The organism is Rhizobacter sp. P2_H2, assembly GCF_056403375.1.
This window is the reverse complement of the sequence record NZ_JBFUFP010000036.1, coordinates 1-15,911: the sequence shown is the minus strand read 5'-3', so window position 1 is coordinate 15,911 and position 15,911 is coordinate 1. Positions and strand designations below refer to the sequence as shown.

The 15,911-nt window shown below is 71.2% G+C and carries 13 protein-coding genes and 1 pseudogene; 8 read left to right on the top strand and 6 right to left on the bottom strand.

The genetic code is table 11. The features are described 5' to 3' along the window. The 3 genes from AC1D15_RS04830 to AC1D15_RS04820 all read left to right on the top strand — a co-directional run. Positions 1-1,222: phosphoenolpyruvate carboxylase (locus AC1D15_RS04830; RefSeq protein ID WP_477825117.1), on the top strand; the 1,222-nt coding region annotated here is incomplete at its 5' end. 129 nt (positions 1,223-1,351) lie between these two features. Then, positions 1,352-1,873, top strand: a complete 522-nt coding sequence (locus AC1D15_RS04825) for a hypothetical protein (protein ID WP_477825116.1) — start codon at positions 1,352-1,354, stop codon at positions 1,871-1,873. Beyond that, entirely contained in the window at positions 1,860-2,543 is a 684-nt protein-coding gene (locus AC1D15_RS04820) for a hypothetical protein (protein ID WP_477825115.1), read from the top strand. Before AC1D15_RS04825 ends, AC1D15_RS04820 begins: the two co-directional genes overlap by 14 nt. 4 nt (positions 2,544-2,547) lie before the next feature. On the opposite strand, the gene AC1D15_RS04815 is transcribed toward AC1D15_RS04820, so the two are convergent. Further along, on the bottom strand, positions 2,548-3,462 hold the full coding sequence (locus AC1D15_RS04815) for a glutaminase (protein ID WP_465112937.1): 915 nt from the start codon (positions 3,460-3,462) through the stop codon (positions 2,548-2,550). Positions 3,463-3,482: 20 nt separating this feature from the next. Here AC1D15_RS04815 and AC1D15_RS04810 point away from each other — a divergent pair, with 20 nt between their 5' ends. Then, positions 3,483-4,784, top strand: a complete 1,302-nt coding sequence (locus tag AC1D15_RS04810) for a glycerate kinase type-2 family protein (RefSeq protein ID WP_047506960.1) — start codon at positions 3,483-3,485, stop codon at positions 4,782-4,784. Positions 4,785-4,796: 12 nt separating this feature from the next. Here AC1D15_RS04810 and AC1D15_RS04805 read toward each other — a convergent pair whose 3' ends face one another. The 5 genes from AC1D15_RS04805 to xdhA all read right to left on the bottom strand — a co-directional run bounded on the left by AC1D15_RS04805 (position 4,797) and on the right by xdhA (position 11,649). Then, complete coding sequence (locus AC1D15_RS04805; protein WP_477825114.1) at positions 4,797-5,342, bottom strand: ferritin-like domain-containing protein; 546 nt, start codon at positions 5,340-5,342, stop codon at positions 4,797-4,799. A gap of 111 nt (positions 5,343-5,453) precedes the next feature. Further along, positions 5,454-6,248, bottom strand: a complete 795-nt coding sequence (gene xdhC / locus AC1D15_RS04800) for a xanthine dehydrogenase accessory protein XdhC (RefSeq protein WP_465112657.1) — start codon at positions 6,246-6,248, stop codon at positions 5,454-5,456. A gap of 13 nt (positions 6,249-6,261) precedes the next feature. Next, the gene (locus AC1D15_RS04795) at positions 6,262-7,518 is read right to left on the bottom strand and encodes a GNAT family N-acetyltransferase (RefSeq protein ID WP_477825113.1); all 1,257 of its coding nucleotides are present in this window, start codon (positions 7,516-7,518) and stop codon (positions 6,262-6,264) included. A gap of 223 nt (positions 7,519-7,741) precedes the next feature. Beyond that, positions 7,742-10,117: a xanthine dehydrogenase molybdopterin binding subunit gene (gene xdhB / locus AC1D15_RS04790; RefSeq protein ID WP_477825112.1), complete on the bottom strand. Its 2,376-nt coding sequence runs from the start codon at positions 10,115-10,117 to the stop codon at positions 7,742-7,744. Continuing rightward, positions 10,114-11,649, bottom strand: coding sequence for a xanthine dehydrogenase small subunit (gene xdhA / locus AC1D15_RS04785; protein ID WP_477825111.1), 1,536 nt, complete (start codon positions 11,647-11,649; stop codon positions 10,114-10,116). Before xdhA ends, xdhB begins: the two co-directional genes overlap by 4 nt. A 143-nt stretch (positions 11,650-11,792) precedes the next feature. Here xdhA and guaD point away from each other — a divergent pair, with 143 nt between their 5' ends. From guaD to AC1D15_RS04765, 4 genes and pseudogenes are all read left to right on the top strand, one after another. Further along, a complete protein-coding gene (gene guaD, locus AC1D15_RS04780) occupies positions 11,793-13,091 on the top strand; it encodes a guanine deaminase (RefSeq protein WP_477825110.1) in 1,299 nt (432 codons plus the stop codon). 10 nt (positions 13,092-13,101) lie between these two features. Further along, positions 13,102-14,637: an ABC transporter ATP-binding protein gene (locus AC1D15_RS04775; RefSeq protein ID WP_477825109.1), complete on the top strand. Its 1,536-nt coding sequence runs from the start codon at positions 13,102-13,104 to the stop codon at positions 14,635-14,637. Continuing rightward, on the top strand, positions 14,624-15,739 hold the full coding sequence (locus AC1D15_RS04770; RefSeq protein WP_465112663.1) for an ABC transporter permease: 1,116 nt from the start codon (positions 14,624-14,626) through the stop codon (positions 15,737-15,739). The genes AC1D15_RS04775 and AC1D15_RS04770 overlap by 14 nt, the downstream gene beginning before the upstream one ends. Continuing rightward, a pseudogene (locus AC1D15_RS04765) lies at positions 15,739-15,911 on the top strand (ABC transporter permease); the annotation flags it as partial. The gene AC1D15_RS04770 and the pseudogene AC1D15_RS04765, both read left to right, overlap by 1 nt.

The window sequence follows — 15,911 nt, the reverse complement described above, 5'->3', positions numbered from 1 at the left end:
GGACGATGGCGCCGTGTGCCAGCTGATCGTCTCGCCGCTGTTCGAGACGATCGGCGACCTGCGCAATGCCGAGCCGATCATGCKCGACTACTACGCGCTGCCGGGCGTGGCCGGGATGATCAAGCGCTCCGGCCGCGAGCAGGACGTGATGCTCGGCTACAGCGACAGCAACAAGGACGGCGGCTCGTTCACGAGCAACTGGGAGCTGTACCGTGCCGAGATCGCGCTGGTGGCGCTGTTCGACGGCCTGCGCGGCGCGCACGGCATCACGCTGCGCCTGTTCCACGGCCGCGGCGGCACGGTCGGGCGCGGCGGCGGCCCGAGCTACCAGGCGATCCTTGCGCAGCCGCCGGGCACGGTGAACGGGCAGATCCGGCTGACCGAACAGGGCGAGGTGATCTCGTCGAAGTACGCGCACCCGGAGATCGGCCTGCGCAACCTCGAGACGCTGGTGGCCGCGACGCTCGAGGCCACGCTGCTGCACCCGACCAAGAGCGCGCCGAAGAGTTTCCTCGACGCGGCCGCGGCGATCAGCGAGGCCAGCATGGCGGCCTACCGCAAGCTGGTCTACGAGACCCCGGGCTTCACCGACTACTTCTTCTCGGCCACGCCGATCCGCGAGATCGCCGAGCTGAACATCGGCTCGCGCCCGGCCTCGCGCAAGGCCACGCGGGCGATCGAGGACCTGCGCGCGATCCCGTGGAGCTTCAGCTGGGGCCAGTGCCGCGTCGCGCTGCCGGGCTGGTGCGGCTTCGGCTCGGCGATCGAGCACTTCCTCGGCAAGCTGCCGGCGCAGCGCAAGGAGCGGCTCGTGCTGCTGCAGCGCATGCACAAGCAGTGGCCGTTCTTCCGCACGCTGCTGTCGAACCTGGACATGGTGCTGGCCAAGAGCGACCTGGGGATCGCGGAGCGCTACGTGGACCTGGTCGAGGACCGGAAGCTGGGCCGCAAGATCTTCGGGCTGATCCAGGCCGAATGGCAGCGCACCAGCGACGCGGTGTCGCTGATCACCGGCGAGAAGCAGCGGCTCGCGTCGAACCCGTCGCTCGCGCGCTCGATCGAGCACCGCTTCCCGTACCTCGACCCGCTGAACCACCTGCAGGTCGAGCTGATGCGGCGCTACCGGCAGCGCCGCGAGGGCGATCCGGCGAACGAGCGGGTGCAGCGCGGGATCCACATCTCGATCAACGGGGTGGCGGCGGGGTTGCGCAACACGGGTTGAATCCGCTGCGGGCTGCCGCATGGACGGCAGCAGCCAGGGCTTGCCAGGACACGGCCCCATCGGCGATATTCGCAATTCGCGAATAGCGAATATGGCCGTACGATGGAACTCAAACCGCAAGACCTGCTGGTGCTGTTGAAGGCGGCGGCGCACCCGCCGCAGCGTTGGACCTATGCCGCGCTTGGCGAGGCGCTGGCCATGAGCGCCTCGGAGACGCATGCGAGCGTGAAGCGCGCCGTGGCGTCCGGCTTGGCGGTGGCGCCCGCGCGCGGCGAGTGGTCGCCGGTGCGACCCAGCCTGCTGGAGTTCGTGCTGCATGGCGTGCGCTACATCTGGCCGGCCACACCCGGGCCGGTCAAGCGCGGCGTGCCGACGGCTTTCGGTGTCGAACCATTGGCCAGCATGCTGACGGCTGCCCAGAGCGAGGCCCCGGTCTGGGCCCACCCCACCGGCCGCGCCAAAGGCCCCACGTTGTCGCCTCTCTATCGAACAGCACCGCAGGCCGCCCTGGCCGACCCGGCCTTGCATCGCCTGCTCGCCCTGCTGGATGCCCTGCGCACCGGGCGTGCACGCGAGCGCTCGCTGGCCGCCGAACTGATGGAAGCCGAACTGATGCGGTTCGATTCGGGAGAGGTCGATGCGAGCCGATGACCCCAATCTTCCTCATTTGCGCCGTATCGCCGAAGCGCTGGGCGAACTGCGCGAGCAGGTGGTGTTCGTCGGTGGTGCCGTGGCCGGTCTGCTGGTGACCGATCCCCTGGCCGACAGCGTGCGTGCGACCCGCGACGTGGACGCCGTGGTGAACGCCAGCCGATCCACGTTTTATCGCATCGAGGAACAGGTGGCGCAGCGCGGATTCGCGCGAGACGCCAGCAGCGATGTGATTTGCCGTTGGGTGCACAAGGCGTCAGGGCTGCTCTTCGACCTGATGCCCGTGCAGCCCGAGGTGCTGGGTTTCTCCAACCGCTGGTATCCGTATGCCGTACAGACCGCCGTGCCCGTGGCGTTGGGCGAAGGCATCACGATTCGGCTGGTGAGCGCCGTGGCTTTCGTGGCCACCAAGCTGGAAGCGTTCGCCAGTCGCGGCGGAGGAGACTTCATGAGCAGCCACGACCTGGAGGACGTGCTGAACATCGTCGATGGGCGAGAGGAACTGGTCGACGAAATGGCCACGGCCCCGGCAGACCTGCGACAAGCCGTGGCCTCAGCCTTCACTGCGTTGCTGATGAATCCGGATTTTGCGAACGTGTTGCCGGGCTTGATGGCGGAGCCGGAGCGTGCAGGACTCGCGATGGAGCGCCTGAGGGCCTTGAGCCGGTGACGCCTCAGAACAGCGATTGCCCGATCAGCGACGTGAACCGCTCCAGCGCAAAGCTGCCCGCGAGCGAGTTCCCGGTGTGCTCCAGCCCCGGCGACCAGACGCACACGCCCAGCGTGCGCGGGATGTGCGCGACGATGCCGCCGCCGACACCGCTCTTGGCCGGGATGCCGACGCGGTACGCGAAATCGCCCGCCGCGTCGTAGGTGCCGCAGGTCAGCATCAGCGCCGACAGCCGCTTCGCCGAACTCGCGTCCAGCACCTGCTCGCCGTTGACCGGGCTCACGCCGCCGTTCGCGAGAAAGCCCACCGCGCGCGCCAGGTCGACGCAGTTCATGCGGATCGCGCAATGCCGGCAGTAGGCCTCGATCACCGCGTCGACCGGGTTCTTCAGGTTGCCGAAGCTGTGCATGAAATGCCCCATCGCCCGGTTGCGCGAGGCGGTGGCCAGCTCCGAGCGCGCGACCGCGTCGTCGTACTGCAGCGCCGCGTTGCCCGACAGGCGCCGCACGAACTCCACCAGCGCCATCTCGGGCTGCACGAAGCGGGTGCTCAGCACGTCGGTGACGACCAGCGCACCGGCGTTCAGGAACGGGTTGCGCGGCTTGCCCTGCTCGGTCTCCAGCTGCACCAGCGAGTTGAACGCGGTGCCCGACGGTTCGCGGCCGACCCGCTCCCACAGCGCGTCGCCGACCAGCTGGAATGCGAGCGTCAGCGAGAACAGCTTCGAGACCGACTGGATCGAGAACGCCTCGCTCGCATCGCCGACGGTGTAGAGCCGCCCGTCGAGCATGCTGACCGCCATGCCGAAGCGCTGCTTCGGCACCTTGGCGAGTTCGGGGATGTAGCGCGCCACCTCGCCCTGTTCGAGCAGCGGTTGCGCTTCGTCGTGGATGCGGTCGAGCACCGCCTGCATGTCGATGGCCATCCGATAATTGGGCCATGACTGCACCCTCGCCGCACACCGATCCCCGGGGATTTCTTCGCGCGCTGTACGACGCCGCGGTCGCGCGGGCCCTGCCGGCCCAGACGCTGGGCGCCTTCCTGCCGCCACCGCCGCGCGGGCGCACGCTGGTGCTGGGGGCCGGCAAGGCGGGCGGCGCGATGGCCCAGGCGCTGGATGCGCTGTGGCCCGCCGACGCGCCGCTGTCCGGGCTGGTGGTCACGCGCTACGACCATGTGCCGCCCGGCTACCGCGCGAAGCCGGGCCGCATCGAGGTCGTCGAGGCGGCCCACCCGGTGCCCGATGCGGCCGGGCGGCAGGCGGCCCAACGGATCGCCGCACTGACGCAAGGGCTGACCGCCGATGATCTCGTGCTGTGCCTGGTGTCCGGCGGCGGCTCGGCGCTGCTCGCGCTGCCGGCCGACGGCGTCACGCTCGAGGAGAAGCAGGCGATCAACAAGGCGCTGCTGAAGAGCGGCGCCGCGATCGACGAGATGAACTGCGTGCGCAAGCACCTGTCGGCCATCAAGGGCGGGCGGCTGGCGGCGATGTGCGCGCCGGCCCGCGTGGTCACGCTGCTGGTCTCCGACGTGCCGGGCGATTCGCCCGAGGTGATCGCGAGCGGGCCGACGGTGCCCGATGCGACGACCTGCGCCGATGCGCTGGCGATCCTCGCGCGTTACCGCATCGAGGTGTCGGCGCCGGCGCGCGCCGGGCTGGAAAGCGGCGCGTTCGAGACGCCGAAACCCGGCGACACCCGCTTCGCCGGGCACGAGGTGCGGATGATCGCGACGCCGCAGCAGTCGCTCGAAGCCGCCGCGGCACTCGCCCGCGCCGCGGGCATCGAGGCCCACATCCTCGGCGACGAGATCGAGGGCGAGTCGCGCGAGGTCGGCAAGGTGCATGCGGCGCTCGCGCGGCAGGTCGCGCGGCGCGGACAGCCGTTCCGCACGCCGTGCGTGATTCTCTCCGGCGGGGAGACGACGGTGACGGTCGCCAGCAAGGGCGGGCGCGGCGGGCGCGCCACCGAGTTCCTGCTCGGCTGCGCCCTCGCGCTGCAAGGCCAGCCGGGCGTGTTCGTGCTGGCCGCGGACACCGACGGCATCGACGGTGTAGAGGACAACGCCGGCGCGATCGTCACGCCCGACACGCTCGCGCGCGCCGAGGCACAGGGCCTCAGCGCACGTGACCGCTTGGACCGCAACGACGCCTACAACTTCTTTGCGCCGCTCGGTGACCTGGTCGTGCCCGGGCCGACCTTCACCAACGTCAACGACTTCCGCGCGCTGCTGGTGCTCTGACCCGGCGGGAGCTCACTGCTCCAGCAGGTCCTTCATCTCGTCGGCGTGCTCTTCCTCGTCGTGCAGGATGCCTTCGAGCATGCGGCGCGTCGTCGGATCCTTGTCGCCGATCAGCGTGATCATCTGCCGGTAGGTTTCCACCGCGACGCGCTCGGCCACCAGGTTGGCGCGGATCATCGCCTTCAGTTCCGACGACTCGTCGTAGGCGGCATGGCTGCGTTCGAGCAAGGTGTTCGGCGAGAAATCGGGCTCGCCGCCGAGCTGCACGATGCGTTCGGCGATCAGGTCGGCATGCGCTGCCTCTTCGTTCGCGTGCACCATGAACTCGGCGGCGATCGCCGGCGACGACATGCCGTGCGCGGTGAAGTGGTGGCGCTTGTAGCGCAGCACGCAGACCAGCTCGGTGGCCAGCGCACCGTTCAGCAGCAGCACGATGTCGTCGCGCCACGGGCCGTAGCTCGGCGTCACGGCCCCGTCCTCGGTGCGCTTGCGGGCGGCTTCGATCGCGGTCTCGTCCAGGCGCAGGGCCTTGCCCTCGCGGGCGTTCTTGTCGTGCATGGCCATCTCCGTTCGGGGTCAGGGTTGCGGATCCTTTCACTGTAGGAAGCATCGGTCCCGGCCGGCATCGGAAGGCAGCGGCCCTGCCTGTAGGACTGGGCCGCGCCGGCCTCACCGCTGCTGCTGCAGCAACTGCGCCACCACCGCCACCGCGATCACCTCGGGTTCCTTGCCGGCAATCCCCGGCACGCCGATCGGGCAGGTCATCCGGCCGATCGCCTCGGCCGGCACGCCGCGCTCCTCGAAGCGATGCACGAAACGCGCGCGCTTGGTCCGGCTGCCGATCAGGCCGAGGTACGCGAAATCGCCGCGGCGCAGGATGGCCTCGGTGATGCGCAGGTCGAGGTCGTGGCTGTGCGTCAGCACCAGGTAGTGCGCGCCCGCAGGCGCCTGGGCCACCTCGGCCTCCACCGGCTCGACGCACAGCCGCTCGATGTGCGCCGGCAGCGGGTGCGGCGGGAATTCGCTGTCGCGCTCGTCGATCCATTGCACGCGGCAGTCGATGCCGGCCAGCAGCGCGACGATCGCCCGCCCCACATGGCCCGCGCCGTACAGCTGCACGAAGAAGCGCGGCGCGCCGTCGGGCCAGGCGGCCAGCAGCGCGTCGCCGAGCCGCTGGGTGCGCAGCGTCAGCGCGCCGCCGCAGCACTGGCCGAGCGAAGGGCCGAGCGCGAACTCGGCGTCATGGGGTGCCGTGTCGCCGGTGGCGAGCCACTGCCGCGCCTGCGCGATCGCCGTCAGTTCGAGGTGGCCGCCGCCGATGGTGCCCAGCACCGCATCGCGCGTCACCAGCATGTGCGTGCCGGCCTCGCGCGGTACCGAGCCGCGGTGCGACAGCACCTGCACGTCCATCGCCGGCACGCCGGCCGCGAGCAGCGCCAACGCCTCACGGCGCAGCGTGCTCATCGGGAGATCTCCGTCAGCCCACGAGCACCGGCAGCGGCGTGTTGATGACCGTGCCCACCAGCTCGTACACCGCCTCGTGCGTCAGCACGCCGGCCAGCACCAGCTTGGGCCGGCGCAGCAGCGACTTGGCCTTCGTCAGCAGCCCGCGCCAGCCGCCGTGCAGCCCGACGCGCAGCCGGTTGCGCAGCGTGTCGCGCAGGATCAGCAGCGAGGTTTCCTCGCGCACCTCGGTCGCGAACTGGCGCTTGTATTCCGACACGCCGATGCCGAAGTTCAGCGTCTGCGGCCGCTGGTGCGCGATCAGGTCCTCGATCAACCGGTACAGCAGCACGGTGCCGGGGCTGAACTTCGACAGCTCCGCGTCGTGGCCGATGTCGGCGTAATGGAACACGCCGCGCCCCTGGTAGCCCAGCACGAAGGCCAGCGCCCGGCCGCCGCTGCGCAGCACGTAGCTGCGCAACAGGCCGCGGCGTGCCAGGTCGGTGAGCCGCAGCGCGATGTCGTCGCGCTCGATGCCCAGCGGGCCGATCGCCTGGTGCTGCCAGGTGCGCCTGGCGATGTGCTGCGCCTGGCGCACGAACTCGGCCACCTGCTCCTCGGCATCGACACGGATCAGCTCCAGCCCCGGCATCTGCTCTTCCAGCACCCGCACCTGGCGGCGCAGGTTGTAGCGCTTCTTGCTGCCGAAGCGCGCCAGGTAGGCATCGAAGGTCTCGGGCAGCGCGATCGTGTACAGCGGGCGCTTGCCGTGCTCGCTGTACAGCAGCGAGCCGCCGCGCTGGCGCAGCTGCGCCTCCCAGCCGGCCCAGGCGCTGCAGCCGGCGGGAATGCCCTTCAGGAACAGCGCATCCAGGTCGGCGCGCTCGCGCCACAGCCGATCGACCACGTCGGCCAGCGCACCCGGCCGGCCGGCCACCAGCGGCGCACCGCCCAGCAGGTGGGCCGAGCGCAGCTTCAGCGAGGCAAAGGTCCAGCGCCCGGCCGAGAACGCGAGCGGGTACGGCTGCACGTCCATCGGCACCACGCCGACCTCGGCGCCCTCTTCCGCCGGCAGCACGCCCAGCAGCAGGTCGTCGGCCGGGCGCGTCGCGACCAGGTGGTTCCACCACTCCGGCGACTGGTAGATGCGGTAGACATGCCCGCTGTCGCTGAGCAGCCCGTCCCAGCCTTTCATCAGCTGGCTGTCGGTGGCAGCCGCCCGCGAGAACACCACCGGTGAAGCTGCGGGTGGCGTGGCAACGGGTGCGAAGGCGGAAGTGGTGGCGCTCATGAAGACGGCTGGAGCTCGCGAAGAATCGACCGGACAACGGCGCCCGGTGCGGACGCCTGCGAATCGACACGAAGGATATCGACGGCAGCGCTTTTGCCGTCTCCCTCGCCCCGGGGGTTCGTGCGTGAATACCGCACGAATCGGGGCCGTCCTGCCTCGTTTTGGCGCTCACGTTGCGTTCGGTTGCCTGGCTTGCGTCTGGTGGCATTGCATCCGATGGCGTTCAGCCTGCCGCACGCACCGCGGTGATCGCATCGAGGATCGCCTCCGGCGTCGCCGGCGCGCGCAGCGGCGGGTCGATGCGGTGCCCGCCGAGCGCCGACACCGCATCGCGGATCGCGAAGAACACCGAGAACGGCAGCAGCAGCGGCGGCTCGCCGACCGCCTTGCTGCGGTGGATGCTGTCCTCGACGTTCTCGCCGTCGTACAGCCGCACGTTGAAGACGGCCGGGCAGTCGTTCGCGGTCGGGATCTTGTAGGTACTCGGCGCGTGCGTCGCGAGCAGGCCGGTCTGCGGGTGCCACACCAGCTCCTCGCTGGTCAGCCAGCCCATGCCCTGGATGAACGCGCCCTCGACCTGGCCGGTGTCGACGGCCGGGYTCAGCGAGCGGCCGGCGTCGTGCAGCACGTCGGCGCGCAGCAGCTTCCATTCGCCCGTCAGGGTATCCACCAACACCTCGCTGACGGCCGCGCCGTACGCGAAGTAATAGAACGGCCGGCCGGTCAGCGTCGCGCTGTCCCAGTGCAGGCCGGGCGTCGCGTAGAAGCCGTCGGACCACAGCTGCACGCGTGCCAGATAGGCCTGCATCACGAGCTCGGCGAACCCGATGCGCCCGGCCGGGCCGATCACCTCGTCGTTCGCGAAGCGCAATTCGTCGGCGCGGCAGGCCAGCAGGGGCGCGGCCACGTCGGCCAGCCGCACGCGGATCTGCCGCGCCGCATCCTGCGCCGCCTTGCCGTTCAGGTCGCTGCCGGTGGAGGCGGCGGTGGCCGAGGTGTTGACGACCTTGTGCGTGTCGGTCGCGGTGACGCGCACCCGCTCGAAGCCGACGCCCAGCTCGTGCGCCACCACCTGCGCCACCTTGGTGTTCAGCCCCTGGCCCATCTCGGTGCCGCCGTGGTTCACGAGGATCGAACCGTCGGCATACACATGCACCAGCGCGCCGGCCTGGTTCAGGTGCTTCACGTTGAAGGAGATGCCGAACTTGACCGGCGTGAACGCCAGGCCGCGCTGCAGCACCGGGTTCACCCGGTTGAACGCCGCCACCGCCTCGCGGCGCGCACGGTAGCCGCTGTCGGCCTCGAGCTGCGCGCACAGCTCGTGCAGGATGTTGTCGTCGACCGACTGGCCATAGGGCGTCGTGCGATTCGTGTCGGTGCCGTAGAAGTTGATGCGCCGCACGTCCAGCGCATCCTTGCCGAGCGCGCGCGCGATGCTGTCGACGATGTTCTCGATCGCGATCGCGCCCTGCGGCCCGCCGAAGCCGCGGAACGCGGTGTTGCTCTGCGTGTTGGTCTTGCCGCAGAAGCCGTGCATCGCGACATCGGGCAGCCAGTAGGCGTTGTCGAAGTGGCACAGCGCGCGCGTCATCACCGGGCCCGACAGGTCGGCCGAATGGCCGGCCCGCGACACCATCGTGACCTCGCTGCCGAGGATGCGGCCGTCGTCGTCGTAGCCGGCCTCGTACTCGTACCAGAAGCAGTGGCGCCGCCCGGTGATCAGGAAATCGTCGTCGCGGTCGACCCGCAGCTTGACCGGCCGGCGCAGCTTCTGCGCCGCCACCGCCGCGACGCAGGCGAACAGCGCCGATTGCGATTCCTTGCCGCCGAAGCCGCCGCCCATGCGCCGGCACTCCACCTGCACATGGTGCGAGCTCAGCTGCAGCGCATGCGCCACCAGGTGCTGCATCTCGCTCGGGTGCTGCGTCGAGCAGTGCAGCAGCAGGCCGCGGTCTTCCTTCGGGATCGCGTAGCTGATCTGGCCTTCGAGGTAGAACTGCTCCTGGCCGCCGACGTCCAGCGTGCCTTTCAGGCGGTGCGGCGCCGCGTCGATGGCCGCCCGTGCGCCGCCCGCGCGCGTGCTGCGCACCAGGTGCATCGGCGGCAGCACGTAGGCACCGGCCGCATGCGCGGCCTGCGGCGTCAGGACCGGCGGCCGCGCCTCCACCTTCAGCACCGCCTTGGCCTGCGCCGCGGCACGGCGCGCCGCATCGCGCGTCGACGCGATCACCGCGAACACCGGCTGGCCGAGGTAGCGCAGCTCGCCGTCGGCGAGGATCGGGTCGTCGTGCAGGATCGGCCCGCAGTCGTTGGGGCCGGGGATGTCGGCGGCGGTCAGCACCGCGACGACGCCCGGCTGCGCCCGCAGCACCGCGAGGTCGATCGCCAGCAGCCGCCCGTGCGCCACCGGCGACAGCCCGAGCGCCGCGTGCAGCGTGCCGGCGAGCTCCGGCAGGTCGTCGATGTAGGCGGCCTCGCCGGCGACGTGCAGGTGCGCCGATTCGTGCGGCCGGCTGATGCCGACGCGCGCGCCTTCACGCAGCGCGACGGCTTCGGCGTCGGGCTCGGCCTGCAGGAAAGGATCCACGGCCTTGTTCATGCCATCACGCTCCAGGCCCGCGTGGCCTCGACCGGCAGCGGGTCCACCGCGCGCGTCTCCAGCCAGAAGCGCCGCAGCAGGTTCTGCGCGACCTGCAGCCGGTAGGCGGCGCTCGCGCGCATGTCGCTGAGCGGCGTGAAGTCCTGCGCCAGCGCAGCCTGCGCGGCCTTCAAGGCGGCCTCGTCCCACGCGCGGTCCTGCAACGCCGCCTCGGCCTGCGCGGCGCGCTTGACGATGCCCGCCATGCCGCCGAACGCCAGCCGCACCTGCGCGACCGTGCCGTCGGCCGCGAGCCCGATCGACAGGCCGGCGCACACGGCCGAGATGTCGCAGTCGAAACGCTTGCTGATCTTGTACGCGCGCACCTGCTGCTGCACGGCCGCCAGCGGTACGACGATCTCCTGCACGAACTCGCCGGGCTGCAACTGGTTCTTCATGTAGTCGAGGTAGAACGCGGCGAGCGGCACGCGCCGCGCCTTGCTGCCGCGGCGCAGCACCAGCTCGGCGTCGAGCGCGAGCAGCACCGGCGCCGAATCGCCGATCGGCGAGCCGTTGGCCACGTTGCCACCCATCGTGCCGGCATGCCGGATCGGCGGCGACGCGAAACGCAGCCACACCTCGGTCAGCGCGGGCACGTGCCGCGCGAGCGCCGACCAGGCGTCTTCGAGCGAGGCCCCGGCGCCGATGTGCAGGTGGCCGTCGCGCTCGTCGATGCGCTTCAGCTCGGCCACGTCGCCCAGGTAGAGGATCTCGCCGAGGTCGCGGAACTGCTTGTTGACCCACAGCCCGATGTCGGTCGAGCCGGCCAGCAGCGTCGCCTTCGGGTGCTGCTCGCGCAGCGCCGCGAGCGCCTCCAGCGTGCGCGGCGCGAAGTAGTCGTCGACGCGCGGGCCGCCGGCGGCCTGGCGGTTGAAGCCGGCGTAGTGGAGGCCGTCGGTGCTGCCCGCGAGCGTCTTCAGCGCGGCCACCACCGGCAAGGGGTCGAGCGCGACCGGCGGCAGCTCGAACATGCGCTCGCCGGCATCGAGGATGGGCCGGTAGCCGGTGCAGCGGCACAGGTTGCCCGACAGCTCGTCGGCCAGTTGCTGCCGGGTCGGCACCTGCCCGCAGGCACGGTGGCCCTCGTAGCCGGCCCACAGCGACATCACGAAGCCCGGCGTGCAGAACCCGCACTGCGAGCCGTGGCACTCGACCATCGCCTGCTGCACCGGGTGCAGCGCGCCGCCGGCCTGGTCCTTCAGGTCTTCGACGGTGAACAGCGCCTTGCCGGCCAGCGTCGGCAGGAACTGGATGCAGGCGTTGACGGTGCGCAGCGCGAGGCCACCGACCCGCTGCGCGGGCGCCGTCCGCTCATCCGCCAGTTCCCCCACCACCACCGTGCAGGCACCGCAATCGCCCTCGTTGCAACCCTCCTTGGTGCCGGTGCAGCGGGCGTCCTCGCGCAGCCACTCGAGCACCGAGCGCGTCGGATGAACGCCGCCCACCTCGACGATCTCGCCGCGGTGGAAGAAGCGGATGGGCTGGGTGCTCATGGAAATCCGGGGTTGGTCAACAAGCATAGGACAGACTCCGCAAGGGTAAACCTCCGTCGCCGCCGGGATACGATGGCGCCCCGACGCCCTGGCTTTGCAATTCACGGGCCCGGCCCCTGGCCTGCCCCCACCCGACTTCCCGCATGACACCCCGCCGCATCGCGCTGCGCGCCGACCTGCTCGACTTCACCRCCGCACCCGACTGGGGCGACACYGAGTCGCCGGCCGTGCGTTTCCGCCCCGACCACTGGCTGCTGGTCGAGGACGGCCGCATCGCGGGCGCGCAGCCCGGCACGCCCGACACCCGCTGGCAGCTGCACGACCACCGCGGCCGGCTGCTGATGCCCGGCTTCATCGACAGCCATGTGCACAGCCCGCAGCTCGACGTGATCGCGAGCTACGGCACCGCGTTGCTCGACTGGCTGGACACCTACACCTTCCCGGCCGAGCGCCGCTATGCCGACGCGGGCGAGGCCGAGCGCGGCGCGGCACGCTTTCTCGATGCGCTGCTGGCGCACGGCACGACCGCCGCCGTCGTCTTCCCGACCGTCCACAAGGTCAGCGCCGACCGGCTGCTGGCCGGCGCCCAGGCGCGCGGCATGCGGCTGATCGCCGGCAAGGTGCTGATGGACCGGCATGCGCCCGACGGGCTGCGCGACGACGTCGACCAGGCCGAGCGCGATTGCGTCGAGCTGATCGAGCGCTGGCATGGCGTCGACCGGCTCGCCTACGCGGTGACGGTGCGCTTCGCGCCGACCAGCACGCCGGCCCAGCTCGCGATGGCCGGCCGGCTGTGCGCGGCCTGGCCCGGCCTCTACATGCAGACCCACGTGGCCGAGAACCGCGACGAGGTGCTGTGGGTGGCCGAGCTGTTCCCCGAGGCGCGCAGCTACCTCGACGTGTACGCCCGCGCCGGGCTGCTGAACGAGCGCAGCGTGCTGGCGCACGGCATCTGGCTGGACGATGCCGACCGGGCGGCGATCCGGGCCAGCGGTGCGCAGATCGCCCACAGCCCGTCGTCGAACCTGTTCCTCGGCAGCGGTCTGTTCGGCTGGCGCGCCGCCGAGGCCGCCGGCTGCGCGGTCAGCCTGGCGACCGACGTGGGCGGCGGCACCAGCCTGTCGATGCTGCGCGCCGCGAGCGACGCCTACCGCGTGCAGGCGATGGCCGGCGAGCGGCTGACGGCCTGGAAGGCGCTGCATGCCGGCACGCGCGGCGCGGCCAAGGCGCTCGGGCTGGCCGACGAGATCGGCTCGCTGGAGGCCGGGCGGGTCGCCGACCTGTGCGTCTGGGACTGGGCGGTGGGGCCGGTCGCCGAGCGTCGGATGGAGGTGGCGCGGGGCTTGCATGAGCGGGTGTTTGCGTGGATGACGCTCGCGGACGAGCGGAACCTGGTGTCGACGTGGGTGAACGGAGTGCAACGGCATGGGCGACGGGATTGAGGGGGCGGCGATGCTTCGACTGGAACTGACCGACCTCAGCAAGAGCTACCCCGCCGTCAAGGCGAACGACCGCGTCAACCTGCGCGTCAAGCCCGGCGAGATCCATGCCGTGCTCGGCGAGAACGGCGCCGGCAAGTCGACGATGATGAAGATGATCTACGGCGCGGTCCGCCCCGATGCCGGCGTGATCCGCTGGAACGGCCAGCCGGTCGAGATCCGCAACCCGCAGGAGGCGCGCGCGCTGGGCATCAGCATGGTGTTCCAGCACTTCAGCCTGTTCGACACCCTCACCGCCGCCGAGAACGTCTGGCTCGGCCTGGACAAGTCGCTGACGCTCGCCGCCGTGACGCAGCGCATCACCGAGGTCGCCCGCGTCTACGGCCTCGGCGTCGACCCGCTGCGCCCGGTGCACACGCTGTCGGTCGGCGAGCGCCAGCGCGTCGAGATCGTGCGCGCGCTGATGACCAACCCGAAGCTGCTGATCCTCGACGAGCCGACCTCGGTGCTGACGCCGCAGGCCGTCGAGACGCTCTTCATCACGCTGCGCCAGCTCGCCGCCGAGGGCTGCAGCATCCTCTACATCAGCCACAAGCTCGACGAGATCCGCGCGCTGTGCCACCACTGCACCGTGCTGCGCGGCGGCCGCGTCACCGGCGAGGTCGACCCGACGCAGGAGACCAATGCCAGCCTGTCGCGCCTGATGATCGGCGCCGAGCCGCCGCAGCTGCAGCACGTGCAGGCGCGGCTCGGCGACGTGGCGCTGTCGGTGCGCGAGCTCACGGTGCCCAAGCGCGACCAGTTCGGCATGGACCTGCAGGGCATCAGCTTCGACGTGCGCTGCGGCGAGATCGTCGGCATCGCCGGCGTCTCCGGCAACGGCCAGCAGGAGCTGATGGCCGCGCTCTCCGGCGAGGACCCGCGCGCCGAGGCCGAGAGCATCGTGCTGTTCGAGCGGCCGGTGGGCCGCCAGTCGCCGCGCCGCCGCCGGGCGCAAGGCCTGAACTTCGTGCCCGAGGAACGCCTCGGCCGCGGCGCGGTGCCGACGCTGTCGCTCGCGCAGAACACGCTGCTCACGCGCACCGCCGCGGTGACGGCGCAGGGCTGGATCCGCACCGGCGAGGTCGCCGCGCTCGCGAACCGGCTGATCCAGCGCTTCAACGTGAAGGCGGGCGGGCCCGAGGCGCCGGCCAGGAGCCTGTCCGGCGGCAACCTGCAGAAGTTCATCGTCGGCCGCGAGATCGATGCCGCGCCGCGCCTGCTGATCGTCTCGCAGCCGACCTGGGGCGTCGACGTCGGCGCGGCCGCGCAGATCCGCGGCGAGCTGCTGAAGCTGCGCGACGCGGGCTGCGCGGTGCTGGTCGTCAGCGAGGAGCTCGACGAGCTGTTCGAGGTCTGCGACCGCCTGGTGGTGATCGCACAGGGCCGCGTGTCGCCGTCGATCGCGACCACGCAGGCCACGGTGGAGCAGATCGGCGAATGGATGAGCGGGCTGTGGGCGCCGCGCGGAGCGGCCTTCCACCCGGAGGCGAAGCATGCTGAAGCTTGAGCCGCGCCCGGCGCAGAGCCGGCTGATGTCGATCGCCTCGCCGCTGCTGGCGCTGGCGATCACGGTGGCGATCGGCGTCGTGCTGTTCCTGCTGCTCGGCAAGGATCCGCTGCGCGGGCTGCAGGTGTTCTTCGTCGAGCCGCTGAAGAGCGCGTATGCGCTGTCGGAGCTGGCGGTGAAGGCGACGCCGCTGCTGCTGATCGCGCTCGGCCTCGCGGTGTGCTTCCGCTCCAACGTCTGGAACATCGGCGCCGAGGGGCAGTTCGTGCTGGGGGCGATTGCGGCCGGCGGGGTCGCGATGCTGGCCGAGCCGGGCACGGGGCGTTGGATCGTGGTACCGATCCTCGTGGCCGGCGTGCTCGGCGGCATGGCCTGGGCCGCGATCGTCGCGCTGCTGCGCGACCGCTTCAACGCCAACGAGATCCTGGTCAGCCTGATGCTGGTCTACGTCGCCGAGCAGGTGCTGGGCTGGCTGGTCTACGGCCCGTGGAAGGACCCGAACGGCTACAACTTCCCGCAGACCATGACCTTCCTCGACGCCACCAAGGTGCCGCGGCTGTTCAGCGGGCTGCGCGTCAACATCGGCCTGCTGCTCGCGCTGCTCGCGGTGGGCGCGTTCTGGGCCTTCCTGTTCCGCACCTATGCCGGCTTCCAGCTGCAGGTCGGCGGGCAGGCCCCGGCGGCGGCGCGCTACGCCGGCTTCTCGTCGCGGCGCGCGCTGTGGACGGCGCTGCTGCTGTCGGGCGGCATGGCCGGGCTGGCCGGCGGGCTGGAGGCGGCCGGCCCGCTCGGCCAGCTGACCCTGCACGTGCCGGTGGGCTACGGCTTCGCGGCCATCATCGTCGCCTTCGTCGGCCGGCTGCACCCGGTGGGCATCGTGTTCTCGGCGATCCTGATGAGCATGTTCTACATCGGCGGCGAGCTGGCGCAATCGCGCCTGGGCCTGCCGAAATCGCTGACCGGCGTGTTCCAGGGCCTGCTGCTGTTCTCGCTGCTCGCCTGCGACACGCTGATCCACTACCGCATCCGCTGGAAGCCGGCGCACGCCCCCGCCGCGCCCGCGCCGGCGGCGGCGTCCTCCACCGCCGAGGGACAAGCCTGATGGACGCCATCGCCCTGCTGATCGCCGCCACGCTGAGTTCCGGTACCGTGCTCGCGTTCGCCGCGCTCGGGCTGCTGGTCAACGAGCGCGCCGGCATCGTCAACCTCGGCGCCGAAGGGATGATGCTGGTGGCCGCGCTGGCCGGCTTCGCGACCGCGGTGCACACCGGCAG

What these genes read in the sequence shown, in the direction of transcription:
- AC1D15_RS04805 (WP_477825114.1), bottom strand. Translation starts at nt 5,342, where the DNA reads ATGCACGACAAGAACGCCCGCGAGGGCAAGGCCCTGCGCCTGGACGAG.
- AC1D15_RS04775 (WP_477825109.1), top strand. Translation starts at nt 13,102, where the DNA reads ATGCTTCGACTGGAACTGACCGACCTCAGCAAGAGCTACCCCGCCGTC.
- xdhA (WP_477825111.1), bottom strand. Translation starts at nt 11,649, where the DNA reads ATGAGCACCCAGCCCATCCGCTTCTTCCACCGCGGCGAGATCGTCGAG.
- AC1D15_RS04810 (WP_047506960.1), top strand. Translation starts at nt 3,483, where the DNA reads ATGACTGCACCCTCGCCGCACACCGATCCCCGGGGATTTCTTCGCGCG.
- AC1D15_RS04795 (WP_477825113.1), bottom strand. Translation starts at nt 7,518, where the DNA reads ATGAGCGCCACCACTTCCGCCTTCGCACCCGTTGCCACGCCACCCGCA.
- xdhC (WP_465112657.1), bottom strand. Translation starts at nt 6,248, where the DNA reads ATGAGCACGCTGCGCCGTGAGGCGTTGGCGCTGCTCGCGGCCGGCGTG.
- AC1D15_RS04770 (WP_465112663.1), top strand. Translation starts at nt 14,624, where the DNA reads ATGCTGAAGCTTGAGCCGCGCCCGGCGCAGAGCCGGCTGATGTCGATC.
- AC1D15_RS04820 (WP_477825115.1), top strand. Translation starts at nt 1,860, where the DNA reads ATGCGAGCCGATGACCCCAATCTTCCTCATTTGCGCCGTATCGCCGAA.